Here is a 25,091-nt window from a genome sequence, read left to right on the forward strand (position 1 = left end):
GATGATTTAATAACTATAAAATAACAACTAAAATAAGAAAATCATGAATAAAATTATTAAAAAAATATCGATGCTTTTAGTGGTCGGCATCTTACTCACACTAACTTCATCGTGTGATGATATAGATTGGGGCGGAATAACGCCGACTATTGCTCAAAAGGTAAGCGGATTAACTGTTGCTTTAAATGGTGACGATGCTGTTTTAACTTGGACAAATCCGTCAAATGTAAGTGGCATAGTTGTAATTCATACCGATGGTGTTGCAAACATTGAAAGTGCGGCAACAACATTTAGCTATGGCATTATTGATGTAAATAAGGATTATACATTTACCGTAAAAACAAAAGATGCTGATGGTAATCTTTCTTTAGGTGAAACTGTTAGTTTACGTAGGGAAGGCCCAGAAGCTGTTCGCAATTTTAAGGTCAAACAAGATGGTAAGGACGTTATTCTTACATGGGATCTGATAGAAACTGGTTTAAAAAGTATAAAGCTACAAATTAATGATCAAGTGGTAAATTTACCTGGAAATGCCACATCTTATACTATTACTAATGTCGCTGCAGGAAATTATACTTTTAAGATTAACACTTTTAACACTGCTAATGTCATTTCACCTTCTAGAATTATTAAATATCTTGTGAGTTTTGATATTAGAAAAATAGCATTTTTAGGTGCTGCTGCAGAAAATACACCTGCCGCTTGGAATGCCTGCAATGGAGGAGATTTTACAGTAGATGACGATGAAACTGCTGCAGCATGGTTTCCAAATATTGCAGGGCCATTAACAGAAGTTACATATCATTCGTTTACTGATGTAGCAAATGGTGTAGTAGATTTAAGCACTTATGATGCCATTTGGATTCAGTATGATGGAGGCTGGTGGGGAGATAGAGTAGCCCAATTCCCTAAAAATGGTGCTAACTGTATAATTGGCGAAGGACCTGCAGATGGTCCTGCGTGTTCAGATTTAGCCGATAAATTAATTAATAAAGTTAAAACCTATTATCAAGCAGGCGGGAATATACTTGTAAGTAATTTCGCTGTATTTATTTTAGATGATATTGGTGTAGTGGATGGCAATGGGGTTCCTAATCAAGCTTGGGGTGGTTTAGGATATGAAGACGGGTTATCAGGTGGTGCTTGGGGTGGTAGTTGGACAGCAGATATTTCAAGTCCTTACTTTGCAGGTGTATCTTCAAGTACAGGTGGTTGTATTGGTACAAATTTTGAGACTTTAGCCGCTGGTACTCTAAAAAAGAATAGAGTTGCTCAATATAATATGGATTTTGGCCCATGGAAAGCCGCGACATTGAATGAAACGAGGTCAAATTTTGAAGCTGCTGTAGGTGGTAAAATTCTTTGGGGTAACTGTGGAGGTAACGAAGTTTGGGGTGTAGAATGGCCATCAAAAGGAACAACTGGTACTGTAGTTTGCGCGATAGGAGGAACTTGGGACTGGGAAGTAGGAGGTAAGCCTAATGGTAATAACATGAAGATAATTACTAAAAATATTTTAACCCATTTAGCAGATTTAGGTCTTGCAAACTAATAACATATTTAATGGCAGTGTATTCTAATACACTGCCATTGTTAAAATTATTTAATAGCAATATTTTTAAAAAAAGAAAAAATCACTCATGAAATATAAAGTTATAAAAGTGAGAACTTAACAATTCGTAATTAATAACTTTTGTTTGTTACGATAAATAAATATTAGAAAGCTATAGATAATAGTATTTCTAATGACATGATTGCGAGTTTTAATAATGTGTTTAATAAATAAATTTGTTTTAAGTAGTGTTTTAAATTAAATTGAGGGTAGACTTTTGTTTATCCTCAATTTTTAAATTTTATAATTATGAATGCAAAATACACTTTAAATGCTGTATGTTTTGGGGAAGTTTTATGGGATATTTTTCCAACACATAAAAAAATTGGAGGAGCTCCATTGAATGTGGCTTTACGCATGAACTCCCTTGGGGTAGAAACGACAATGATAAGTCGTGTTGGTGCAGATGAAAACGGAGAAGATATTTTATCTTTTTTAAGCAGTCAAGAAATCACTACTGATTTAATTCAAGTAACTAAAGAATACAAAACAGGTGCAGTACATGTAATGATAAACGAAAAGGGAAATGCCTCCTATGATATATTATATCCTTCTGCGTGGGACAAAATTGTAGAAACTGAAATAATGGATAAAGTGATTTCTGAAGCAGATGTTTTTGTGTTTGGAAGTTTAGCATCCAGAGATGAGGTTTCTAGAGAAACTTTGATTTCACTTTTAGATAAGGCAAAATATAAGGTTTTCGATGCCAATCTAAGAGCTCCATACTATACAATAGAGGTATTAAATAATCTGATGCAAAAAGCTGATTTTATTAAGTTGAATGATGAAGAATTACGCGAAATAAGTACAGAATTGGAGTCACCTTATAATTCCTTTGAACAGAATATTAAATTTATCGCTGAAAAGACAAATACAAAACAGGTTTGCGTAACTAAGGGAGAATTTGGTGCTGTTTTATATTATAATGATAAATTTTATTACAACAGTGGTTATTTTATAAAAGTAGTTGATACAGTAGGTGCTGGAGATTCTTTTTTAGCCTCCCTTCTTATCCGATTGCTTAGAGGGAAATCACCGCAAAAAGCATTAAATTATGCCTGTGCAGTAGGTGCTCTAGTTGCTGGTGAAGAGGGAGCTAATCCTAAGATCAATGAAAAGGAAATTAAAAAATTCATGATGATTTGATAAAATCAATTTCATAGAAAACTAGATGAAAAAAGTCCCAATTAAGGGACTTTTTTGCTTTTATAGAGTCGTTAATTTCTTCAAGTCGGCAATAGTAGCTGTTGGATTTTCAGCTTTGAAAACAAAACTTCCGGCTACCAGAACATCTGCGCCGGCTTCCACTAGCTGTTTAGCGTTTTTATTGGTTACACCACCATCAACTTCAATGATAGTATTTGCTCTTTTTTTAGTGATTAAAGCTTTTAGCTTTTCAATTTTAGCATAGGTGTTTTCTATAAACGATTGTCCTCCAAAACCTGGATTCACACTCATGATACAAACTAAATCAATATCATTGATTACATCTTCTAATAAGTCAATATTAGTGTGTGGATTGATGGCTACTCCAGCTTTCATTCCTTCGGCTTTGATGGCTTGTAGTGTTCTGTGAAGGTGTGTGCAGGCTTCATAGTGTACGCTTAGGATATTTGCGCCTAATTCAGCAAAAGTTTTAATGTAACGGTCTGGATCGATAATCATCAAGTGAACATCAATTGTTTTTTTTGCATGTCGGTTGATGGCTTCCAGAACTGGCATTCCATAAGAAATGTTTGGAACAAAAACGCCATCCATGATGTCAATATGAAACCAATCGGCTTCACTGTTGTTGATCATTTCGATGTCGCGTTGCAGGTTCCCAAAATCGGCAGCAAGTACTGATGGTGCAATAAGTGTATTCGTCATTGTGTAGTTGTTACGTAAAGATGCACTGCAGTGTATCTTTACAGATTGTGTTGTTTGTGCAAAAGTAGTTTTTTTAGAGCAATCGCAGAAATTTTTTTAGAAGGGACAACTCGCGAGTTGTCCGTACATTGCGCGTAAAGGATAGAGGCGACATCCTCGTAGCGTAGCGGAGAGATATAGCCGAAAGCCTGACCCGAAGTTTTTACGGAGGATTACACCCAAAAAATAATGATGTAATTGCTTTCCTTATTACCTCGCAATTGTAAAAAATAAAACTCCGGTAATCAGCCGGAGTTTCAATCATCAATCAAAAAACGAACAGTTAATCAGACCGTCGTTACTTATTAGTCTAAAGCCGAAAGTCAAAAATCATACTGTTGTTAAACTTTATGACTTTTGACTTTATGACTTTTGACTGTTTTATCCTAAATAGGTTTTTAGTATTTTACTTCTTGAAGTGTGTTTTAATCTGCGGATTGCTTTTTCCTTGATTTGACGTACACGCTCACGAGTTAGGTCGAAAGTTTCTCCAATTTCCTCTAATGTCATTGGGTGTTGATCACCAAGACCAAAGTATAAACGAACTACATCAGCCTCTCTTGGAGTCAATGTTTCTAATGAACGCTCGATTTCGGTACGCAATGATTCGTGGATTAATTCTCTGTCTGGATTTGGAGATTCACCTGAACGTAAAACGTCATAAAGGTTAGAGTCTTCTCCTTCTACAAGAGGTGCATCCATTGATAAGTGACGACCAGAGTTTTTCATGCTCTCTTTTACGTCATTTACTGTCATGTCAAGCTCTTTTGCAATTTCCTCAGCAGATGGTGGACGCTCGTTAGATTGCTCTAATAAAGCGTACATTTTGTTGATTTTATTGATAGAACCAATTTTGTTCAAAGGCAAACGAACGATACGAGATTGTTCAGCCAATGCCTGTAAAATAGATTGACGAATCCACCAAACGGCATACGATATGAATTTGAAACCACGAGTTTCATCAAAACGTTGTGCTGCTTTTATCAATCCTAAATTTCCTTCGTTAATCAAATCGGGAAGAGTTAACCCTTGATTTTGATATTGTTTTGCTACCGAAACCACGAAACGTAAATTGGCTTTTGTCAATTTCTCTAATGCTTTCTGGTCACCGGCTTTAATCTTTTGTGCTAATTCTACCTCTTCGTCAGCGGTAATAAGGTCAACTTTTCCAATTTCTTGTAAATACTTGTCTAATGAAGCAGTTTCACGATTGGTTACCTGCTTGGTGATTTTTAGTTGTCTCATGTTTTTTTGTCTCCTCAATTTTTAAGTGTACAAATGATTATACGTATGGAGTTTCAAAAAAGTTACAATTGATTGGGAATTTTATTTTAGAAAGATTTTTAATGGCATTCCCTGCGGTCGGGCTATACATTGCAATCTTTTTATTTTTAAAGAAAAAATAAAAAGGATTTCCACTGCTATCCCTAATGCAACTGACGCTTCAATTGAATACTATTTTATCAAACCTCTAAAACGCTTTCTAATGATTTTTTAAAATCATTCTCCACTCTATTATTATAAAAAGGAACTCCTGTTATTCTATATTTATCGGTATTAATTTTTATTGTTCTTTTTTCTCCTTTTATTTCTTTAAGAAAATCTTCTTTCCATTTATCGTGAGAAATTAAATGCCCTCCTTTTGGTTCAATAAACACTTGAAATGTCAATTCTTCTCCTATTTTTTGCTTGCAAAATAAAAGAAAGTCAGGTTCAAAAGAACGACCTAATTTATCAATAATCTTTATTTCTCTTTCATTTCTTATTAAAAAGATATTATCAAATTTCTTGTTTAAACTTTCAAATCGTTTGGCAAACATTTTCACAAAGTCTTTCTCTTCACTTGTTCCATAATTCGCATTGTAAACATACCACGGTTCATTAACTACTAAGCTTTCTTGGCCGTCAGCTCTTTCATCATATCTATTTATTTTTAAAGGCTTATCTCTGAAGACTTCGTGTACTTTCTTCTGAATATAATCAGAACCTTCATATTGTGTCAAATTTGCTTTAATCTCTATTTCAATTGCCGATAATAATCCTTGAATGGCCAGTAAATAGTCCTTATTCGAAATGTTTTCCAGACGGTTTTTATTCCCTACAAAAGCAATTTCAAGATTGCCTAAATAGTTCTTATCGTTTATAAAAAAACTTGTTGACGGAATATTTGGAAAGTATTTTGATAATTTATCGAAATGAAAAAACGAATTTTGTGCTAACGCAGTTCTTATAATATGTTGGTTTATTATCTCATTCAGCTTGACATCTTTTGCTATATTCTTATCGTCATAAATTTCAAAATCAGAACTAAACATTCCTGACATTCTACCACTTCCAGAAGACAAAATGTATTCATAATTTTTTTTCACAACTCCCAAATCAGCAAATGATTTCACATTAGCATAGCTCTTCTCTTTTCGCCTATTAAAAATGACTGTTCCTGTTTTATAAAAATCAGTTGTTTTGAAATCTTCCTTAAGTTCAAGAGAAAATTGAACAAAGTCTTCTTCTTTCTCTGTACTTCCAAAATGCTCTAATGCTTTTTTGAGTTCCGAAATGTATTTGCTTTCATCTTTTGTATGATAATACAATTCTTCCAAAACCTTAAAATCACTATCTATTTCATCATCATATTTCCTTCTGTACTTATCTTGGTCAATATCTAAAGTAAACGGAAAATATCGTGCTCCTCTACCAATTAACTGTGCTTCGGCAACTGTAGTTTTTCCGAATGTTTTATTGGATCCACCCGAATTTTGTCCTTCATACAAACGCACAATATCAAAAAGATTTAAAACATCCCAACCTTCATTCAATTTTTGAACGGCAAAAATGGCTCGAATTGGGTTATTAGCATCTTCAAGTGTATTCAATTTTATCTGATTGGCTTCAGCCTCTTTTTCATCATTGGCGCTCAAACAATTTTCTGGACGAAAATTAGATTTTAACCTTTTAGCCAATTCGTTTGATGATAAATGAATACTGTCAAAGAAAGAAAAAGCTTTCTGAACAATTGTAACCGTTGATGTTTCTCGAATGGCATCAATACTACTTCCGTCTAAACTTTCTATCAATTGATGAAAATTTTGCTTATTTTGTTCCGATTCTTTTATGGTTTGCTTCGCCTTAAAAAGAATAACAGGTTTTAAATTGATGTTTTGTTTGGTTGCTAATTCTTGCCGATATTGATTAAGGATAATGGCTTGAATTACACGTTCCTTTTCGTCATAATTTGACCGAATTAAATTAATTTCTTTCGAAAATTTATCTAACCGAAACTGTTTTAAATCATATTTAAAAAGTACTTTATCTTCGTATTTCTTGACAATATCTTGCTTTTCATAATCTAAAGTAGCTGTAAATTCTAACAGTATATTATTTAAGTCAGCCTGATGAATAGTTTCAATTAGTTTTTCCCAGCTTTGAAATAATTGGGTCTGACTTTGCGTATTGGCATTGTAATGATGTGCTTCGTCTCCCAATAAAACTATTTTTCTATTCTTAAAATCTTCCAAACTCAAAGCGTTTTCTTTCTCGCTTTGAACCAAATCCGAATGCAGTTTTTGAATAGAAGTAAAATGAATGTTGATATTTCTATCATCGGCTTCGTCAAAGTTCCGCACTTCTTTTACATATACTTTTTGTCCATTGACAACAATATCCTGATTGAATAAATATTTGCTAGCCGAAGCATTCAAAAAGTTTTCTCTGGTTTTATCCAAAATAGTATTTGAATGCACAAAAAATAAAAAGTTACGGTATCCTTTCTCATACAAGTAGAGCATTAATCCAGCCATGATAAGTGTTTTACCACTTCCTGTCGCCATATTGTACATTAAATGAAATGGTTTTCTTGGCTTGCCTTCAAAATCTTCATTATAGAAAAGTATAAAACGCTGAAAAGCTTCTTTTTGATAGTCTCTTTCTCCATAACCTGGTTTAAGATTATCAGAAATATAATTGGGAATTTCAACTTTTGAAATAGCAATTTTACCAAAATTATCTTTTAATGTATCGTATAAATAAGCCATAAATATTTGTTGTTTTTTTGTCATTCCGACGAAGGAGGAATCTCATCACACTAATCAATCGGATGTGATTTCTCCTTCGTCGAAATGACAAGTTTGGGGTTATTTATTCAATTGATAAAAATCCTGTGTTACTTTTAATTCTTCGGCAGTACATTCAAAATCTTTATCCTCCAAAGAAGAAAGATTTACATACAATTGATTTTTATCCAATAAAGTAATCAAGAGTTCTTGTTGTGCCGAAAATTCCAATTTTTTGAAGTCTTCTATGTGTTCTTCTTGTTTTTGAATAGCGATATTGTAATTCAGAAAGGATTTGTTTTTCATTTCCTCCCAAATTCCAAACAAGGTTTCGCTGTCTTTGGCTTCTAGTATTTTGTCGATAAAAGTTTGATTGTATTTTTTGAGCTCAAAATAAGTGAAAGAACCTGAATTATTTCTTTCAATAACTTTTTGAATTCGATTTGCAGTAACCGTTTCTATATAATTCATTTGCTCACACAAAATAAATTGTCTATTTCCTCCATCCTCTTTGTTTAGTTCCAAAACTGCGTGAGCTGTAGTTGCTGAACCAGCATGATAATCCAATACAATTTCATTTTCACGAACATTTCCTATTTTTAAAATTTTTTTTATCAAACTTGTACCTTTAGGATTCTCAAAAATACCTTTGCCTAAAATTGAAGCTAACTCTTCATTATTAGAATGTGAATGTCCAACTTCTGAATAATTCCAAACACTACCAGATGTCACGCCTTGTTTGACTTCTGATAGATATGTTTTCTTATCAACTCCACCGTTCTTATTAAAATATAAGCCTCCTTCGTCAAAAATATCAATTAATCTCTGTTTTGAATATCTCGGATAACGTCCTTTGGGAGGTGACCATGTTATACCATTTGAAAAATTTATTGTGTAGTTATTTTCTTCTTTACCACTTTTTGCATGTAAAGGAGTAGCTTTCCAGACTCCCTTTTTATCGTTATCTGGATTTTTGTATGACCCATTTTGCTCTTCAGTTCGCTCTAATAATCCTATTGTAAAATTGGATTTGTTCTTTGCATAGAATAATATATTTTCATGCTGATAAGAAATATATTTTGCGTCATTTGAAACGGTGTATTTGCTATTCCAAATAATCGTCGATATAAAGTTTTCTTTTCCGAATATTTCATCACAAATAGCTTTGCAATAATGCATTTCTTTATCGTCTAAACTAATCCAAATGCTTCCATTATCACATAAAAAATTCCTTGCAACTTCCAATCGATTCTTCATAAAAGTCAACCAAGTAGAATGATTAAAGTTATCATTATATCCAAACCCATCTTTACCAGTATTATATGGTGGATCGATATAAATGAGCTTCACTTTTCCAGCAAATTCTTCTTTTAAAGAATGCAAAGCCAACAAATTATTGCCTTTTATAACCAAATTATCGGTTATTGTTCCTTGCTCATTTCTAGTAAAACCTTCAAATACTTTTTCTCCATTACTGGTGTAGGTTTTGACATTGGTCAATACTTTTGGATCTAATAACTGATTAATTTCATCTTGTGCTAAGACTTCATTAAAGAAAATTTCTTCCCGTTTGTCTTCTTCTCGGCTTTGTCCGCCTTCAAGAATACAATCTTTATAAGGCCAAACTAGAGCTACTTCGTTTCGTTGGTTTAAGAATTTGCCGTCAATTGTTAATCCTATTTTGTTTTTATAAGCCGTAAAACTATCGTTCAAGTAGTTTTTTTGCTCCATAAATTGGATAAACAAGGCTTGGTTAAATACCAAAATGTCTTTGATAGGAATAAAAAAATGAGTTTTAATTTCGGGATTTTCCAGTAGTAAGGAGATTAATTCTGTATCGCAATTTTGTGCTTTACTAATGATTACCCATTTTTTCAAGTCACCATCATCGGTTACATAATTGGGTTCATTTTTTAAGAGGGCTTCGACCGCAGCGTATAGTTTCATGTTTTTTTGTTGTAGTAACAAAAAATAGGCGCAGGCTAATTGCAATGCTCGTATCTGAGGTCCGACCAAGAACCCTACCTACAAAGTAAAGCAACGCCCACGCCTTTGGCATGAACGTTAACTTAAACTCTCCTGTAGGTATTTAAAATTTGGTCGATTTCAGATACAGGAATTTTCGCTAAACGCTAATTTTATATGTTGTTATATATTATTATCTATAGTTTTATCTTTTGTTATCAAAGCAAATATAGTTTTTTTAAAAGTGTAATAAAAAGAAAGCATTGTTAAAAACTAAGTTTGTTTGTGCATAAGTTTGATTATTTACTATTAAAATAAAGATCATCTTTGTGAGAAAAAAACCATGGCGGGCATTGCTACAGATGTTGATAATCAGATTCTAAAACTTCAAGAAAGAGGAATGATTTTAGATTTAGAGCCTGAAAAAGTGAAAGAAATTTTGCTGGATATTGGTTATTATAGATTGGGATTTTATTGGCATCCTTTTGAAATAAATGCAAGCCATCAATTTCAAGAAGGTACTTTGTTCTCTAATGCAGTTACTTTATATTATTTGGATGTCGATTTGAGAAATTTACTTTTGAAATACTTGAATAGGATAGAAATTAATTTTAGGACAAAACTTGTTTATTATGTTTCTAATAAATACAAATCCTCTCCCACTTGGTTTATCAATCCAAGAGTTATAGACAATCGGTATATTAGTACTATAGGAAAATACTATAATGAAGATTTTAAGAGAACAAACAAAACTATTAAATTACACCATTCAAACAATATTAATGATTTGTATGCACCTGCATGGAAAACATTAGAATTTTTTACATTTGGCGCAGTACTAAAAACTTTCAAATCATTACATGATACGGAACTAAAAATAACAATTGCTAATTTGTATGGTGTTTTGAATTTGTCAAAATTTATAAATTTGTTTGACACTATAGTTTATGTGAGGAATACATGTGCGCACGGAGGAGTATTATTTGATTTTATGACACCAAAAGGAATTGCCTTATTGCCAAGTATAAGTTTTAATGGTAATAATAGACATTCATTAGATTCCGCCATAAAAATAATTTCATTTGTTTTGAAATCAATTTCTAACGAGAGAAAAAATGATTTAGAAAATGATTTGAATGCTTTGTTTTTTAAGCATTCTGAAAACGAGGTAATCAAAGATATTATCATTAATAAGGTAGGATACCAATATTAATTATAATTATTGTAACAAAATAAAGTTTTCTTTGTATCTTTGCGCTCTATTAAGTGCCCTACTATTCATTTGCTTTAGTGCTGCACTATAAAAAAATAAGATAAACCCAGACTTGCTCTGGGTTTTTTATTGGTTATAGACGATGGTGTTAATAATGTGTAGCATTTTTTATTTTAAAAATCCGTTAGCTCTAATCTCTTTGTGAATTCTCGCAATATCGTCAGGGATTTCTCCGGAAATCAGCCAATTAACATCTAATTCATTATTAATAGCGGTGTGCATTAAAAAGGGGATGTCATAAATTAGTTTTCCTAGTGTGGAAAGGTCTTCTTTAAAATCCATAAAATAGTCCTCGTCAATTGCTTTTATTAAAAGTAAAATTTTAAAAGCTCGGGCAATTACATAGATGCACAACGTATACGCTTTTGAATAAGGCACAGTTTCTATTCTTTCGCCGTTAATTGTTAAGAGTTGAATTAACATTTTAAGATTTAGGCTTATTTCACCAAACTTGTCTTTAGTTATTTTTACATGTTCATTAATGTCACCACTTACATAGCGAATATCTTGTAATAAGTACCCAACTGAATAAAAACTATTACTTAGGTGATTAATTTTTTTTAGCATTGCTTTTTCAAAATTATTTCTCCTTTCATCCACGGTTTCTGTAGCGACTAATTCAAAATGAAGGCGGTTAGCCAGATCTAAGTCTTTTTTTAAAAGTCGGAATATCAACTTGTCTTTTTCGATACTTGGTAATTCTTCTATTGCTTTTTTGAATTCTTTAGAGAACATATTTTTAGTGATTTAGTATTCAAATGTAATACTTTCATGAATTAAACAAAAATCCCGTTTCATGTACTTGAAACGGGATTTTTTATAAATAAACCTTTAGTAAACTAAGATCTGATTACTCTTTTCTTTCCTCACGTGGAGGTCTTGGCAAAAGTGCTTTTCTAGAAACCTTCTCTTTACGAGTTTTAGGATCCATTCCTAGGTATTTAATTTGGAAAGTATCTCCCATATTAACTACATCAGCAACATTTTCTGTACGTTCCCATGCTAGTTCCGATACGTGAAGTAAAACTTCATTTCCTGGTGCATCTAGGTATTCAACTACTGCTCCAAAATCTAGCATTTTGATAACTTTCACATCATATGACTCATTCATTTGAGGCTTGAAAGTGATCGATTTAATTTTAGCCAATACTGCTTCAATTCCAGCAGGATCTGTTCCTAAAATTTCGATTACTCCTTCTTCTGTAGTTGGATCTTCATTGATTACAATCGTTGTTCCAGTAGCTTTTTGTAATTCTTGAATTACTTTTCCACCAGGACCGATTAAGGCGCCAATGAATGCATTAGGAATTCTTCTTGTAATGATTTTTGGAGCGTATGCTTTAACATCTTCTTTCGGAGCAGCAAGAGTTTCGATTAATTTTCCAAGGATATGCAAACGACCATCACGAGCTTGAGCTAAAGCAGCTTCCATAATCTCGTATTTCAAACCGTCGATTTTGATGTCCATTTGGCAAGCTGTAATTCCTACAGAAGTTCCAGTTACTTTAAAGTCCATATCTCCTAAGTGATCTTCATCACCAAGAATATCAGACAATACAGCAAAACGTTCTCCATCAGTAATCAACCCCATTGCTATTCCAGAAACTGGACGAATCATTTGGATACCAGCATCCATAAGTGCTAATGTTCCAGCACAAACGGTAGCCATAGAAGATGAACCATTTGATTCTAAAACTTCAGATACTACACGAATTGTATAAGGACAATCAGTAGGAATCATATTTTTTAATGCTCTTTGAGCTAGGTTTCCGTGGCCTACTTCTCTTCTTGAAGTTCCTCTTAAAGGACGAGCTTCACCAGTTGAGAAAGGAGGGAAGTTATAATGTAAGTAGAATTTTTCTTCACCTTGTTCAGATGGAGAGTCAATTTGGTTTGCTTCTCTAGATGTTCCTAAAGTTGCAGTTGCCAAAGCTTGTGTTTCTCCACGTGTAAACAATGCTGATCCGTGTACAGATGGTAAATAATCTACTTCACTCCAGATTGATCTGATTTCGGTAGTTTTTCTTCCGTCTAAACGTGTTCCTAAATCTAGGGTTACGTTACGAACCGCTTCTTTGTTAGTTTTGTAAAAATATTTAGAAACTAAATCGCCATTTTCTGACAATTCTTCTTCTGTAAATAATGCTTTTACTTCTTCTTTTACTTCTGCAAATGAAGCAGTACGTTCTTGTTTTGAAGAACCTTTACTTGCAATAGCATAAATTTTATCGTAAGATGCTGCTTTTACTTTAGCATAAATAGCCTCATCTTCTTTTTCTCCTTCGTAAGTACGAACTTCTTTTTTTCCAAAAGCAGCTTGCAAACGTAGTTGAGCAGCAATTTGATTTTTAATGTGTTCGTGTGCAAATTTAATTGCTTCTAGCATTTCTGCTTCTGAAATTTCTTTCATCTCACCTTCTACCATTGCGATAGAATCCATAGAAGCTCCAATCATCATATCTATGTCAGATAATGCTAATTGTGCACGACTTGGATTGATGATGAATTTACCATCAATTCTTCCAACTCTAGCTTCAGAAATTAAAGTTTCGAAAGGAATGTCAGATAAAGCTAATGCTGCTGAAGCGGCTAAACCTGCTAATGCATCAGGCATTACATCTTCATCATAAGACATTAATTGAATCATCACTTGAACTTCTGCGTGATAATCATCTGGGAAAAGCGGACGCAATACACGGTCTACTAAACGCATTGTTAGCACTTCGTTATCACTTGGACGAGCTTCTCTTTTGAAGAAACCACCAGGGAAACGTCCTGCTGCAGCAAATTTTTCACGATAATCTACCGTAAGAGGTAAAAAGTCGATACCTGGACTTGCTTTTCTTGAAGATACTACTGTTCCTAAAATAACAGTTTTACCTATTCTTACTACTACAGATCCATCCGCTTGTTTGGCTAAACGACCTGTCTCGATTGTGATGTTTCTGCCATCACCTAAATCGATACTTTCTACAAATAATTGTGGAATCATAAATTTAATTTATTAGTTAAACATGGGTTCTAGTTGTGTTGTAGTTGTTGTTTTGCGTAGTTAATGCCTAAAACCCAATGAAAAACCAAACTTTTTTTATTATTGTGTATAAAAACAAAAAGAGGCACTTTCGCACCTCTTTTATATTGATTATTTTCTGATATTCAATACTTTGATAATTTCACGGTATCTGTTGATTTCTGTTTTCTTCAAGTAATCCAACAAAGCTCTTCTTTTACCTACAAGCAATACCAATGAACGCTCTGTATTATAATCGTGACGATTTTTTTTCAAGTGCTCAGTTAAGTGGCTAATTCTGAAAGTGAACAAAGCAATTTGCGCTTCTGATTTTCCAGTGTTTGTTTTTTCTCCGTGTTTAGCGAAGATCTCTTCTTTAATCTCTTTAGTTAAATACATTCCAATATTTGTTTAATGATTTTTATGTATGTCGTACATCTATTGTAAGACGGGTGCAAAGATAATCTTTATTTTCAAACCGACAAGTTTTAGATGACATTAGTGTTTTGTATCATCCAATTTTCAAAATAGCATTTAACTCTTTTGAAAATTATTTTATTGATATTGGTAAAGAATACAATACACTTCTGTTCATTCCCCTTGTTTTACTAGCGCTCCATTGGTTATAACTTTTTACTACTCGAATAGCTTCATCATCAATTCCGAAACCTAATTTTCTGACGACTTTAATATCACTCGCTCTACCGTCTTTTTCAATAATGAATGTTAAATATACAATGCCCGATACTTTATATAATTTAGCTTCGCTAGGTTTGATGAAATTATTGCTAATGAAATTGTAAAAATGCTTTATCCCCTTTTTGGGTTCAGGCATAGTAGCTATTGAAGTATAACTATATTTAATATTGTTAGAATCTGTGCTTGTTCCAGATATAAGATTTCCCTCTACATAATTTTCGGTATAGCTATACTTTTCGGAATCAACAATACCTTCCCATGTTCCATGTTTTAAACCATTAACAATTTTTCCAGTTTCATAGAAATTGTCAGTTTTTATTTCATATTCACCAATACCGTCAATTATTTTTTGGTTGCCATTGATGTCCCAAAATTGAATTATTTTATAACTAGGAGTTCTACTGTTGTTATCTATGAAATATTCAGTCTCTGATTTTTTTTGTCCATTTTGATACCAATTATATTGTTTTCCAGTTTGCGAACCGTTTATATAACTTTCCATGGATTCTTTGTTACCATTTTCATAATAATAAACAAACGGACCTTCTTTTTGTAAACGATCTTTGAATTTTGAGGCTCCGGCCATTTGTAAGACTCCTGATTTAAAATAATCATAAATTTTATAGCTTTCTTTATCAGAATAATAATCTTTGATTATTCTATAATATTTATGATTCGCTTCAGTAGTCTCATTCCATGTTGAATCTAAAAATATTTTTCCGTCTTTTGGAGTTTGTGAAAATGAGAAAGTGGATACCAAAAATAATATTGCAGCAAATAGATTAGTTGACATAAGATGTTTTTATTTGCTGTCAAATGTAATTATTTTAGTACAATTTAGCTACTTCTGTATTTACAAATTCCAAAAATAATTCATCGTCTTTAGTAAAAGGATCCAAGACATGGCTGTCAATATCAATTTGTCCTATGTTTTCTCCGTTTACAAAAAGTGGTACTACAATTTCTGATTTTACGGTAAAACTACAAGCGATATAATTGTCTTGTGCTGCAACGTCAGGAACTACAAAATTTTCATTAGAAACTGCTACTTGTCCGCAAATTCCTTTTCCAAAAGGGATTACAGTATGATCTGTTTCTGCTCCAACATAAGGACCTAAGTGTAATGTTTTGGATTCATGATTCGCAAAATAAAATCCAACCCAATTGTAATAGGAAATGGAGTCGCTAAGAAGCTCACAAATAGACAATAGTTTTTCGTCTCTTGACAGCGTTGTATTTAAAGTGATTTCGGTTACTTTTGGTTGTAATTCTTGAAATGTCATGTTTTTAATTTTTATTTATGCAAAAGTATTTAAAGCCAGTTTCAAAAATTACATAAATTTGTTAAAAAATAGATTTTGAAAAAATATTTTATTCTCTACAAACCGTTTTTGCTTTTTTTGGCAACCTTTTTTTTGAGTTATATAGTGCTGACTTTTTTGTATCAGCGCTACCTTAATGGTTTTGAGGGAAATAAAATAGATTCTATTACCAGAATGGTGAGTGAAAATACGGAGCAAGTACTGCAATTGTTCAATAATGGATCTTCAATTGAAGAAAGTGCTGCGCATCCTTATATGAAGCTGTTTTATAATCAAAAATATGTTGCCCGTATTGTAGAAGGCTGTAATGCAATTAGTGTAATTATTTTGTTTATTTCATTTGTATTAGCTTTTTCGGGGAAGCTACAAGCAACGCTGCTTTTTATCTTTGGCGGAAGCCTTCTTATTTATGTGTTGAATATTTTGAGAATAGCTGCTTTAAGTGCACTGATTTTTTATTTTCCAAAACAAGAGCCGTTTTTACACGGAGTCCTTTTTCCTTTGTATATTTATGGTGTAGTTTTTATTTTGTGGTTAATTTGGGTTCGTAAATTTTCAAGATATGCTTCAAAAGATATTAAATAACAAACTGAGATTCGTACAATTCCTTCTTTTGGTTGTATTATTAGTGCTTGTTCGTACTTTTGAAAATCAGTTGTTTTATGATCCTTTTCTGAATTTTTTCAAAAAAGATTTTGCCAAGTTAAGGCTACCAAGTTTTGATTCAACTCAATTATTTTTAGGACTATTGTTCCGTTACACATTAAATGCCGTTATTTCATTGGGTATTATTTATGTCATTTTCAAGGATGTCGCGATGGTTAAATTTGCCTTCGTTCTGTATTATTTTTTCTTCATGATTCTTATTGTTGCTTTTTTCTACATAGTCTACTTTGCGAATGAAAATAGTAATTGGGTCTTATTTTACGTTCGCAGGTTTTTGATTCAACCTATTTTTGTCTTATTATTTGTTCCGGGATTTTATTATCAAAAACAAAATAAGTAGTCTTTTTTCTTTATCTTTATGTTGATTTAAGTGTTTGTTTATCAAATCAATAAGGATATGAAAATCATCAAACATTCTGGGGATATTGTCGAATTTAATTCTGATAAACTTAAAAAGTCACTTTTAAAATCGGGAGCAAGTGCTATTGCGGTCGATAACATACTTTATGCTATAAAAAAACAAATGTATGAGGGTATTTCTACGAAACAAATCTACAAAATGGCTTTTTCATTATTGAAAAAAACGGCTAATTCCCATGCGGCACGTTATAATTTAAGAGAAGCAATACGACTGTTAGGTCCGGCAGGTTTCTTTTTCGAAAAATATATCGCCCGTCTTTTTGCTTCGGAACAGTATCAAACGGTAACAAATATGAGCTTGCAAGGCAAATGTGTGTTGCATGAAATTGATGTTTTAGTAAAGAAGAATGAGCAAATTTCAATGATTGAATGTAAATATCATCTGGGGAGGGAAGCCGCTTCGGATGTGAAAGTTCCCATGTATATTTTATCTCGTTTCAATGATTTGAAGGAAAGACAGCATGCCATTTTTGAAAAAAAAGATAGTATTTCAAATTGTTGGATTGTCACAAATAACAGGTTTACGACTGATGCTGTCGATTTTGCAAAATGCTCCGGATTGAATTTATTAAGTTGGAATTATCCTGAAGACAATAATCTAAAAACAAAAAATGACACACACTATCTTTATCCGGTAACTTGCTTAACCACTTTATCAATAGCCGAAAAAGATAAGTTATTGATATTAGACGTGATTTTAGTCAAAGAAATTATAAACCATTCCGATTGTTTAGAAAAAATAGGATTGAGTCCAAACCGGATAAAAAACGTATTAAAAGAAGCAACGGAATTATGCAGTTATATTTAAAATAATACAGGATTGTTTAATTTTAAATTCAAATCATATGAAAGTTAAATTTATTGGTGGAGCAGGCACAGTAACCGGTTCAAAAACATTAATTGAAAGTAATGGGATTCGGATTTTGATAGACTGTGGATTGTTTCAGGGCATCAAGCCTTTACGGGAACTCAATTGGGAACCTTTACCTATTTTACCAGCCACGATAGATTTTGTTTTGCTTACTCACGGCCATTTAGATCATTGCGGTTGGTTGCCAAGATTGGTAAATCAAGGTTTTGAAGGCAAAATTTATTGCACGAGTCCCACAAAAGACATTACTAAACTCATCCTGCTGGATAGTGCGAAAATTCAGGAAGAAGAAGCCAAAAATGCTAATGAAGGGAAATATTCCAAACATGAAATTGCCGAACCACTTTATACGGTAGAACAGGCTGAAAAAGTTTTTCCGTTTTTTAGAGTAATTAAAACCAATGAACCCATTCCTTTGGATGCCCAAATTGAAGCTGTTTATACAAATGCCGGCCATATTTTAGGAGCTTGCAGCATTGCGTTGACACTTGAAAATAAAACGTTGGTTTTTTCCGGAGACATTGGTCGCGATAATGATGTATTGATGTATCCGCCAACCAAACCTAAAAAAGCCGATTATGTTTTTCTCGAAAGTACCTATGGCAATCGACTGCATCCTCAAACAGATACTAAATTAGAATTGGAAACTTATATAAATAATACCGTTGAGAAAGGCGGAACCATCATTATTCCGAGTTTTGCCGTAGAGCGTGCCCAGACCATCATGTACTTATTGTGGCAACTCAGAGAGGAGGATAAAATCCCTAATATCCCTTATATTATTGACACTCCAATGGGGATTAATGCACTGAATATTTTTTCGAATAATAAAAAATGGCACAAGCTATCGCTGGAAGAATGTGCCGAAATGAGTAAAATGTTTTCATTGGTTTCTGATTATCAAGAAACCATGCAAGTTATTTTTGATGAACAGCCTAAAGTGGTTATTGCTGCCAGCGGAATGGTAACTGGAGGAAGAGTACTGGGTTATCTCGAACATTATATTGGTCTTCCGGAAACTACCGTAATTATTGTGGGATATCAAGCCGAAGGAACCCGCGGAAGAAAATTACTGGAAGGAGCAAAAGAAATTAAAATTCATGGTCGCTATTATCCTGTAAAAGCTAATATTCTGGAAATACAAGGTTTGTCAGCACATGGAGATCAAAAAGATTTGCTTAACTGGTTGTCAGAATTGGAAAATAAGCCTACACGAGTTTTTCTTGTGCATGGAGAAAATGAGCCTATGGATGAGCTTCGTATAAAAATTCATGAAAAATATGGTTTTGACTGTAAAATTCCTTTAATGGGACAAGAATTTGAGTTGTAAATTCTTTAGGAATTTAATTTTTTGATGTGATAAAATCACTAATTTTGCAAGGTGAAATTTAACAAACATATAAGTTTACTTTTGGCTTTTTTCGTATTGGTTTCCAATATGGGATTAGCATTTAATGTTCGTTATTGTGGAAGTGAGATTACTTCGGTAACTCTTAAAACGCCTGTTCAGGATCAAAAATTAGAAAAGGATTGTTGTGGGGTTATTGAAAAAGAATCACATTGTTGCAAAGATAAAGAGGTTAAATTTCAAAAGAAAACAGATGATTTAATTCAAAAAACAGTCTCTTTTCATCCCGGTTTTATATTTCAAATGAATGAATGGAATCCTTCTGTGTTTTCATTTGTTTCAAATTTTAAAAACAGTCCATCTCTTTCGTATTGCTGCGATGCAAATGCGCCTCCTTTTTTTAAATTATACCACCAATATATTTTCTACGCGTAATTTTAATGTTTCTATAAAAACTTGAATCACACCTTTGTGATTTTACATTTTTCAAACATTAAAAATCAATCATGCAAAAACAAATTTCAATACTTTTATTGTTCTTCTTTTGTGCTTTTAATTCTTATTCGCAAGATACTTTGCAGGAGATAAAAGTAAAAGGCAACAGTAAAAGTTTAAAAAAATCATATAGCTTAACGGCTAATACTACAGTGCTGACAAGCAAAGAGCTACTCAAAGCTGCTTGTTGTAATTTGGCAGAAAGTTTTGAAACCAATCCTTCAATCGACGTTAATTTTTCGGATGCTTTGACGGGAACGAAACAAATAAAAATGCTGGGATTAACGAGTCCTTATTTGATGATTACAGAGGAAAACATTCCTTCGGTGCGTGGTGCTTCTCAAGCTTACGGATTGTCATTCACTCCGGGAACTTGGGTCGAAAGTATTCAAATCACCAAAGGAGCGGGAAGTGTAGTTAATGGATTCGAAAGTATTTCGGGACAAATTAATACCGAATTGATAAAGCCCATAAGCGATATTCCATTTTTTCTTAATGCGTATGGTTCAACAGATTCCCGATTCGAATTAAACACGCATTTCAACAAGAAAATTTCTGAGAAATGGAGTAGCAGCTTGTTTGTTCACGGAAACACGAGGGTTTCAAAAAACGATATGAATGACGATGGTTTTCTGGACAATCCATTGGCAAAACAAATCAATGTTTTGAACCGTTGGCAATATACCAATGCCGAAAAAGGATGGGTAAGTTTGATCAACTTCCGTTATATGAATGATCAAAAACAAACAGGAGAATTAAATTTTGACCCTGATAGAGATAAGGGGACAACGAATTATTGGGGCTCCGAAATCAATACGGAACGGTTTGATGTTTCCACTAAATTAGGGTATGTTTTTCCGGATATGCCGTATCAGAGTATTGGTTTTCAAAATGCTTTTAACAGTCATGATCAAAATTCTTATTTTGGGTTAAATCAATATAATATTAAACAAAAAAGTTATTATTCGAACCTGATTTTTAATTCGATTATCAATAACACGAAACATAAATTTTCAACGGGTCTGAACTTTACCTATGATAAATACGGTGAGTTTGTCAATGCAAATGATTACAGTAGGATTGATAATTCGGTTGGCGCTTTTTTCGAATATACCTACGATAACACAGATGATTTTAGCGTAGTTCTTGGCGGTAGAATAGACAATCATAATCGTTTGGGGACTTTTGCTACGCCAAGATTGCATGTGCGATACAATCCTTGGGAGAAAGGTGTTTTGCGATTTTCAGCAGGAAGAGGGAAACGAAGCGCTAATGTTTTTGCCGAAAATCAACAGCTTTTGGCAAGTTCAAGAACCTTTGATTTTTTAGATACCAATGGAAAAATATACGGTTTGAATCCTGAAATTGCATGGAATTATGGGCTGAGTTTTATGCAGGGTTTTTTACTTTTTGGTAAGAATGCTGATGTTGGGTTTGATTTCTACAGAACCGATTTTCAAAACCAGGCAGTTGTTGATGTATTACAAAGTCCGCAACAGGTATTGTTTTACAACTTAATTGGGAAATCGTATGCCAATAGTTTGCAAGTAGAGTTTAATTATGAATTAGCCAAACATTTTAATTTGCGAACAGCCTACAAGTACTATGATATTCAATCAGATTATTTGTCAGGAACGTATCAAAGGCCATTGCAGGCAAAACATCGTTTCTTTGGAAATTTAGGATATGAAACCCATATTTTGGATAAAGGAAAACAATGGAAGTTTGATTATACTTTTAACTGGCTTGGCAAACAACAATTGCCCAATACATCAACAAATCCTGAAGAAGAAAGGCTACCAGAATTTTCGCCATCATTTTCTGTGATGAATATACAAGTTACACGGACTTTTTCTTCTACTTTTGAAATCTATATTGGTGGAGAAAATATTGGAAATTACAAACAGGATAATGTTATTCTGGGTAATGAAAATCCATTTGGTCCTACTTTTGATGCATCAATAGTTTATGGTCCAGTTTTTGGACAAATGTATTATGCGGGTTTACGTTTTAAAATTAAATAGTCTTAAAAAAATTAAATTATGAAAAATATAATTGTAGTACTGTTACTGACATTTGTTGGATTTACAGTTCAGGCTCAAGAAGTGAAAAATAAAAATGCTAAAGTTGAATTTCATGTGAGCGGGAATTGTGAAATGTGTAAAAAGAGAATTGAAAAAGCGGCATTAAGTGTCTCGGGAGTGAAATCTGCCGATTGGCATATGGATTGTGGCACTTTATATTTGATTGCAAACGAACAGAAAACAGATGTTCTTACGATTCAAAAAGCGATTGCAAAAGTTGGTCACGATACAGATGAAGTCAAGGCATTAAAGGAAGATTATGAAAAGCTTCATACTTGTTGCCAATATGAGCGAAAATAATTTTAAAGAAAACCAAAGTGAAAGCTTTGGTTTTTTTAATGCCATATTTTGAATGTTTTTTTGAATGAAATTATGGTGGTTAACTATAAAAAGCCATGTTTTTAAAGCGCTAGAATCCCGAATAAAAAAAACAATATTTGATTGTTGGCAATGGAGAGTTAATTCGGCTAATTTAAATAGTTAATAAAACTTTAAAATAGCAGCATAAATTGTGGTTAAGATATATTATCCGTACTTTCACGCACGAATAATTTTAGCATAAAACACCGTAGAATGAACGATTTTGATTGGAAGAATTTGATTGACCCGCTTTTTTATATTCATTTTGATGTTAATGGAATTAAATTGGGTATTTATATAGTTTTATTTATTGTTTTTGCAGAAACAGGTCTTTTTGCGGGGTTCTTTTTACCAGGAGATAGTTTGTTGTTTTTAGCAGGGATTTACAGCCGTGATTTAATAGAAAACATTTTATTCATTGAAAATGATTTTGCGAATGTCGTTCTCTTATCAACACTTGTTGCTTTAGCAGGGATATTGGGTAATGTTGTTGGATATTGGTTTGGTTCAAAAAGCGGTTATTATTTGTACAATAAGGAAGATAGTTTTTGGTTTAAGAAAAAATATTTGGTTCAATCAAAAGATTTCTTTGAGAAATACGGAGGTAAAGCAATTATTTTTGCTCGATTCCTTCCAATTTTTAGAACTTTTGCGCCAATAGTAGCTGGAATTGTTTCTATGGACAAAAAGAAATTTATGTTTTATAACATTTTAAGTTCTTTCATTTGGTCATTCACATTGATTTTCGCAGGACATTATTTATATGGTTTTCTACTTGAAAATTATCAGATTGATTTGAAAGAACACATCGAAATAATTGTTATAGCTTTAGTTGGGATTACTGTTTTACCGGTAATTTATAAGTTCAGCAGAAAGTCAAAAACTCAAGAATAATTAATAATTTTTTATCATAAAAAAAACCGTCTCAATTTTTATCGAGACGGTTTTTATTTATAAGGGATTGACGGTATTACATCATTCCTGGCATACCTCCACCCATTGGGTTTCCACCGCCATTATCTTCTCTAATATCAATCAAAGCACATTCAGTAGTCAATATCATTCCGGCAACCGAAGCTGCGTTTTCTAACGCTACACGAGTTACTTTTTTAGGATCAATAATACCTGCTTTAAGCATGTCAACATATTCATCCGTTTTTGCGTTGTATCCAAAATCACCTTTTCCTTCAGCAACTTTTGCAACAACAACTGAACCTTCAAGACCTGCGTTTTCAACGATAGTTCTCAAAGGAGACTCTACAGCACGAGATACAATTTGAATTCCTGTTGCTTCATCAGCGTTGTCAGCTTTTAGAGTGCTTAATGCATTTTTAGCTCTCAATAAAGCAACACCACCACCGGCAACAATTCCTTCTTCAACAGCTGCACGAGTTGCGTGAAGTGCGTCATCAACTCTGTCTTTTTTCTCTTTCATTTCTACTTCAGAAGCAGCACCAACATAAAGTACAGCAACTCCACCAGCTAATTTAGCCAAACGTTCCTGCAATTTTTCTTTGTCATAATCAGAAGTTGTAGCTTCCATTTGACCTTTGATTTGGTTGACACGATTCTTGATAATGTCAGCTTCACCAGCACCACTTACAATCGTTGTATTGTCTTTATCGATAGTCACTTTTTTAGCAGTTCCTAACATTTCGATAGTTGTGTTTTCTAAAGTGTATCCTCTTTCTTCTGAAATTACTGTTCCTCCGGTTAAGATAGCAATATCTTCAAGCATTGCTTTTCTTCTGTCACCAAAGCCAGGTGCTTTTACAGCAGCGATTTTCAAGGCTCCACGTAATTTATTTACTACCAATGTAGATAATGCTTCACCATCAACATCTTCAGCAATAATCAATAATGGTTTTCCAGATTGAGCAACTGGTTCCAAAACTGGTAATAATTCTTTTAAAGAAGAAACTTTTTTGTCATACAAAAGGATGTAAGGATTTTCCAATTCTACTTCCATTTTTTCTGAATTAGTCACAAAATAAGGAGAAAGATATCCTCTGTCAAATTGCATTCCTTCAACAACATCAACATAAGTATCAGTTCCTTTTGCCTCTTCAACAGTGATAACACCTTCTTTTCCAACTTTTGCGAAAGCAGTAGCGATTAACTCACCAATTACTTCGTCATTGTTAGCAGAAATTGAAGCAATTTGTTTGATTTTTTCAGAATCACTTCCTACTACTTTTGCTTGTTTCGCTAAGTCAGCTACAATAGCCTCAACCGCTTTGTCAATACCGCGTTTCAAATCCATTGGATTTGCACCTGCAGCAACGTTTTTCAAACCTTCTTTTACGATAGCTTGTGCCAAAACAGTTGCAGTTGTAGTTCCGTCTCCGGCTAAATCATTAGTTTTTGACGCTACTTCTTTTACCATTTGAGCACCCATGTTTTCCAATGGATCTTTTAATTCAATTTCTTTTGCAACGGTAACACCATCTTTAGTAACGTTTGGTCCACCAAAAGCTTTTCCAATAATTACATTACGACCTTTTGGTCCTAGCGTTACTTTTACTGCATTTGCCAATGCATCAACACCACGTTTTAAACCGTCACGTGCTTCAATATCAAATTTTATATCTTTTGCCATTTTAATTTTATTTGTTAATTCGTTTATTTGTTAATTCGATTATATTATTGCTAAAATATCGTCTTCACGCATGATCAAATAATCTTTTCCTTCCAGTTTTAATTCCGTACCAGCGTATTTTCCGTAAAGCACAGAATCACCAATTTTTACAGTCATTGTGTGTTCTTTTGTTCCGTTTCCAACAGCAACAACAGTTCCTTTTTGTGGTTTTTCTTTTGCTGTATCTGGAATAAAAATTCCTGAAGCAGTTTTTGTTTCAGCTGCAACGGGTTCGATAAGAACTCTGTCTGAAAGGGGTTTAATGTTTAAAGCCATGATTGTATATTTTTATATTATTTATTTTTATTACGGTTATGGAGATTTCAGAAATTGTGCCATCCTAATGAAACTGACATAATTTCTTATAAAAA

Annotated in this window: 22 protein-coding genes; 11 read left to right on the forward strand and 11 right to left on the reverse strand. The window is 33.1% G+C overall.

What is annotated here, in order from left to right; genetic code table 11:
* Nucleotides 1–43 precede the first annotated feature (43 nt).
* Both QLS31_RS02780 and QLS31_RS02785 read left to right on the forward strand, forming a co-directional pair.
* Entirely contained in the window at nt 44–1,552 is a 1,509-nt protein-coding gene (locus QLS31_RS02780) for a DUF4960 domain-containing protein (RefSeq protein ID WP_282742426.1), read from the forward strand.
* A 309-nt stretch (nt 1,553–1,861) separates the two neighbouring features.
* Nucleotides 1,862–2,758: a carbohydrate kinase gene (locus tag QLS31_RS02785; protein WP_282742428.1), complete on the forward strand. Its 897-nt coding sequence runs from the start codon at nt 1,862–1,864 to the stop codon at nt 2,756–2,758.
* A gap of 60 nt (nt 2,759–2,818) precedes the next feature.
* Here the strand turns inward: QLS31_RS02785 and rpe are convergent, their stop codons facing one another.
* The 4 genes from rpe to QLS31_RS02805 form a co-directional block, all read right to left on the reverse strand.
* Nucleotides 2,819–3,481 carry a ribulose-phosphate 3-epimerase gene (gene rpe / locus QLS31_RS02790; protein ID WP_282742429.1) on the reverse strand — a complete coding sequence of 221 codons (663 nt, stop codon included), beginning with the start codon at nt 3,479–3,481 and terminating at the stop codon, nt 2,819–2,821.
* Between the two features lie 420 nt (nt 3,482–3,901).
* Nucleotides 3,902–4,765, reverse strand: coding sequence for a sigma-70 family RNA polymerase sigma factor (locus QLS31_RS02795; RefSeq protein WP_007137700.1), 864 nt, complete (start codon nt 4,763–4,765; stop codon nt 3,902–3,904).
* 218 nt (nt 4,766–4,983) lie between these two features.
* Nucleotides 4,984–7,551 carry a DEAD/DEAH box helicase family protein gene (locus tag QLS31_RS02800; protein ID WP_282742431.1) on the reverse strand — a complete coding sequence of 856 codons (2,568 nt, stop codon included), beginning with the start codon at nt 7,549–7,551 and terminating at the stop codon, nt 4,984–4,986.
* Between the two features lie 99 nt (nt 7,552–7,650).
* On the reverse strand, nt 7,651–9,516 hold the full coding sequence (locus tag QLS31_RS02805; RefSeq protein ID WP_282742433.1) for a site-specific DNA-methyltransferase: 1,866 nt from the start codon (nt 9,514–9,516) through the stop codon (nt 7,651–7,653).
* Between the two features lie 361 nt (nt 9,517–9,877).
* Between QLS31_RS02805 and QLS31_RS02810 the strand changes: the two genes are divergently transcribed.
* The gene (locus QLS31_RS02810) at nt 9,878–10,747 is read left to right on the forward strand and encodes an Abi family protein (protein ID WP_282742434.1); all 870 of its coding nucleotides are present in this window, start codon (nt 9,878–9,880) and stop codon (nt 10,745–10,747) included.
* Between the two features lie 168 nt (nt 10,748–10,915).
* On the opposite strand, the gene QLS31_RS02815 is transcribed toward QLS31_RS02810, so the two are convergent.
* From QLS31_RS02815 to QLS31_RS02835, 5 genes are all read right to left on the reverse strand, one after another.
* Nucleotides 10,916–11,542 carry a hypothetical protein gene (locus tag QLS31_RS02815; RefSeq protein WP_282742435.1) on the reverse strand — a complete coding sequence of 209 codons (627 nt, stop codon included), beginning with the start codon at nt 11,540–11,542 and terminating at the stop codon, nt 10,916–10,918.
* Between the two features lie 115 nt (nt 11,543–11,657).
* A complete protein-coding gene (locus tag QLS31_RS02820) occupies nt 11,658–13,799 on the reverse strand; it encodes a polyribonucleotide nucleotidyltransferase (protein ID WP_282742436.1) in 2,142 nt (713 codons plus the stop codon).
* A gap of 150 nt (nt 13,800–13,949) precedes the next feature.
* Nucleotides 13,950–14,216, reverse strand: a complete 267-nt coding sequence (gene rpsO, locus QLS31_RS02825; protein ID WP_035670202.1) for a 30S ribosomal protein S15 — start codon at nt 14,214–14,216, stop codon at nt 13,950–13,952.
* 151 nt (nt 14,217–14,367) lie between these two features.
* Nucleotides 14,368–15,309, reverse strand: coding sequence for an energy transducer TonB (locus QLS31_RS02830; RefSeq protein ID WP_282714765.1), 942 nt, complete (start codon nt 15,307–15,309; stop codon nt 14,368–14,370).
* Between the two features lie 34 nt (nt 15,310–15,343).
* On the reverse strand, nt 15,344–15,799 hold the full coding sequence (locus tag QLS31_RS02835) for a GAF domain-containing protein (protein ID WP_282710681.1): 456 nt from the start codon (nt 15,797–15,799) through the stop codon (nt 15,344–15,346).
* A gap of 75 nt (nt 15,800–15,874) precedes the next feature.
* Here QLS31_RS02835 and xrtF point away from each other — a divergent pair, with 75 nt between their 5' ends.
* The 8 genes from xrtF (at nt 15,875) to QLS31_RS02875 (ending at nt 22,976) form a co-directional block, all read left to right on the forward strand.
* Nucleotides 15,875–16,423, forward strand: a complete 549-nt coding sequence (gene xrtF / locus QLS31_RS02840) for an exosortase family protein XrtF (RefSeq protein WP_282742438.1) — start codon at nt 15,875–15,877, stop codon at nt 16,421–16,423.
* Complete coding sequence (locus QLS31_RS02845; protein ID WP_282742439.1) at nt 16,401–16,844, forward strand: exosortase F system-associated protein; 444 nt, start codon at nt 16,401–16,403, stop codon at nt 16,842–16,844. The genes xrtF and QLS31_RS02845 overlap by 23 nt, the downstream gene beginning before the upstream one ends.
* Before the next feature lie 57 nt (nt 16,845–16,901).
* The gene (locus tag QLS31_RS02850) at nt 16,902–17,732 is read left to right on the forward strand and encodes an ATP cone domain-containing protein (RefSeq protein ID WP_121342762.1); all 831 of its coding nucleotides are present in this window, start codon (nt 16,902–16,904) and stop codon (nt 17,730–17,732) included.
* A 37-nt stretch (nt 17,733–17,769) separates the two neighbouring features.
* A complete protein-coding gene (locus tag QLS31_RS02855; RefSeq protein ID WP_282742441.1) occupies nt 17,770–19,125 on the forward strand; it encodes an MBL fold metallo-hydrolase in 1,356 nt (451 codons plus the stop codon).
* Nucleotides 19,126–19,176: 51 nt separating this feature from the next.
* Nucleotides 19,177–19,578, forward strand: coding sequence for a hypothetical protein (locus QLS31_RS02860; protein WP_282742443.1), 402 nt, complete (start codon nt 19,177–19,179; stop codon nt 19,576–19,578).
* A gap of 71 nt (nt 19,579–19,649) precedes the next feature.
* Nucleotides 19,650–21,662, forward strand: coding sequence for a TonB-dependent receptor (locus tag QLS31_RS02865; protein WP_282742444.1), 2,013 nt, complete (start codon nt 19,650–19,652; stop codon nt 21,660–21,662).
* Nucleotides 21,663–21,680: 18 nt separating this feature from the next.
* Nucleotides 21,681–22,022 carry a cation transporter gene (locus QLS31_RS02870; protein WP_099714461.1) on the forward strand — a complete coding sequence of 114 codons (342 nt, stop codon included), beginning with the start codon at nt 21,681–21,683 and terminating at the stop codon, nt 22,020–22,022.
* Between the two features lie 273 nt (nt 22,023–22,295).
* On the forward strand, nt 22,296–22,976 hold the full coding sequence (locus QLS31_RS02875) for a VTT domain-containing protein (RefSeq protein WP_099714462.1): 681 nt from the start codon (nt 22,296–22,298) through the stop codon (nt 22,974–22,976).
* A 76-nt stretch (nt 22,977–23,052) separates the two neighbouring features.
* Here the strand turns inward: QLS31_RS02875 and groL are convergent, their stop codons facing one another.
* Together groL and QLS31_RS02885 are read right to left on the reverse strand one after the other, a co-directional pair.
* Nucleotides 23,053–24,681, reverse strand: a complete 1,629-nt coding sequence (gene groL / locus QLS31_RS02880) for a chaperonin GroEL (protein WP_099714464.1) — start codon at nt 24,679–24,681, stop codon at nt 23,053–23,055.
* 39 nt (nt 24,682–24,720) lie between these two features.
* Nucleotides 24,721–24,996: a co-chaperone GroES gene (locus QLS31_RS02885; protein ID WP_007137725.1), complete on the reverse strand. Its 276-nt coding sequence runs from the start codon at nt 24,994–24,996 to the stop codon at nt 24,721–24,723.
* Nucleotides 24,997–25,091 lie beyond the last annotated feature (95 nt).

The sequence above is a fragment of the Flavobacterium sp. XS2P24 genome (assembly GCF_030010285.1).
In the GTDB taxonomy this organism is placed as follows: domain Bacteria; phylum Bacteroidota; class Bacteroidia; order Flavobacteriales; family Flavobacteriaceae; genus Flavobacterium; species Flavobacterium algoritolerans.

Coding starts and splice junctions, on each gene's coding strand:
- QLS31_RS02845 (WP_282742439.1), top strand. CDS start 16,401: ATGCTTCAAAAGATATTAAATAACAAACTGAGATTCGTACAATTCCTT.
- groL (WP_099714464.1), bottom strand. CDS start 24,681: ATGGCAAAAGATATAAAATTTGATATTGAAGCACGTGACGGTTTAAAA.
- QLS31_RS02830 (WP_282714765.1), bottom strand. CDS start 15,309: ATGTCAACTAATCTATTTGCTGCAATATTATTTTTGGTATCCACTTTC.
- QLS31_RS02795 (WP_007137700.1), bottom strand. CDS start 4,765: ATGAGACAACTAAAAATCACCAAGCAGGTAACCAATCGTGAAACTGCT.
- QLS31_RS02850 (WP_121342762.1), top strand. CDS start 16,902: ATGAAAATCATCAAACATTCTGGGGATATTGTCGAATTTAATTCTGAT.
- QLS31_RS02835 (WP_282710681.1), bottom strand. CDS start 15,799: ATGACATTTCAAGAATTACAACCAAAAGTAACCGAAATCACTTTAAAT.
- QLS31_RS02820 (WP_282742436.1), bottom strand. CDS start 13,799: ATGATTCCACAATTATTTGTAGAAAGTATCGATTTAGGTGATGGCAGA.
- QLS31_RS02780 (WP_282742426.1), top strand. CDS start 44: ATGAATAAAATTATTAAAAAAATATCGATGCTTTTAGTGGTCGGCATC.
- QLS31_RS02875 (WP_099714462.1), top strand. CDS start 22,296: ATGAACGATTTTGATTGGAAGAATTTGATTGACCCGCTTTTTTATATT.
- QLS31_RS02810 (WP_282742434.1), top strand. CDS start 9,878: ATGGCGGGCATTGCTACAGATGTTGATAATCAGATTCTAAAACTTCAA.
- rpe (WP_282742429.1), bottom strand. CDS start 3,481: ATGACGAATACACTTATTGCACCATCAGTACTTGCTGCCGATTTTGGG.
- QLS31_RS02805 (WP_282742433.1), bottom strand. CDS start 9,516: ATGAAACTATACGCTGCGGTCGAAGCCCTCTTAAAAAATGAACCCAAT.
- QLS31_RS02855 (WP_282742441.1), top strand. CDS start 17,770: ATGAAAGTTAAATTTATTGGTGGAGCAGGCACAGTAACCGGTTCAAAA.
- QLS31_RS02815 (WP_282742435.1), bottom strand. CDS start 11,542: ATGTTCTCTAAAGAATTCAAAAAAGCAATAGAAGAATTACCAAGTATC.
- QLS31_RS02800 (WP_282742431.1), bottom strand. CDS start 7,551: ATGGCTTATTTATACGATACATTAAAAGATAATTTTGGTAAAATTGCT.
- QLS31_RS02785 (WP_282742428.1), top strand. CDS start 1,862: ATGAATGCAAAATACACTTTAAATGCTGTATGTTTTGGGGAAGTTTTA.
- QLS31_RS02885 (WP_007137725.1), bottom strand. CDS start 24,996: ATGGCTTTAAACATTAAACCCCTTTCAGACAGAGTTCTTATCGAACCC.
- rpsO (WP_035670202.1), bottom strand. CDS start 14,216: ATGTATTTAACTAAAGAGATTAAAGAAGAGATCTTCGCTAAACACGGA.
- QLS31_RS02870 (WP_099714461.1), top strand. CDS start 21,681: ATGAAAAATATAATTGTAGTACTGTTACTGACATTTGTTGGATTTACA.
- QLS31_RS02865 (WP_282742444.1), top strand. CDS start 19,650: ATGCAAAAACAAATTTCAATACTTTTATTGTTCTTCTTTTGTGCTTTT.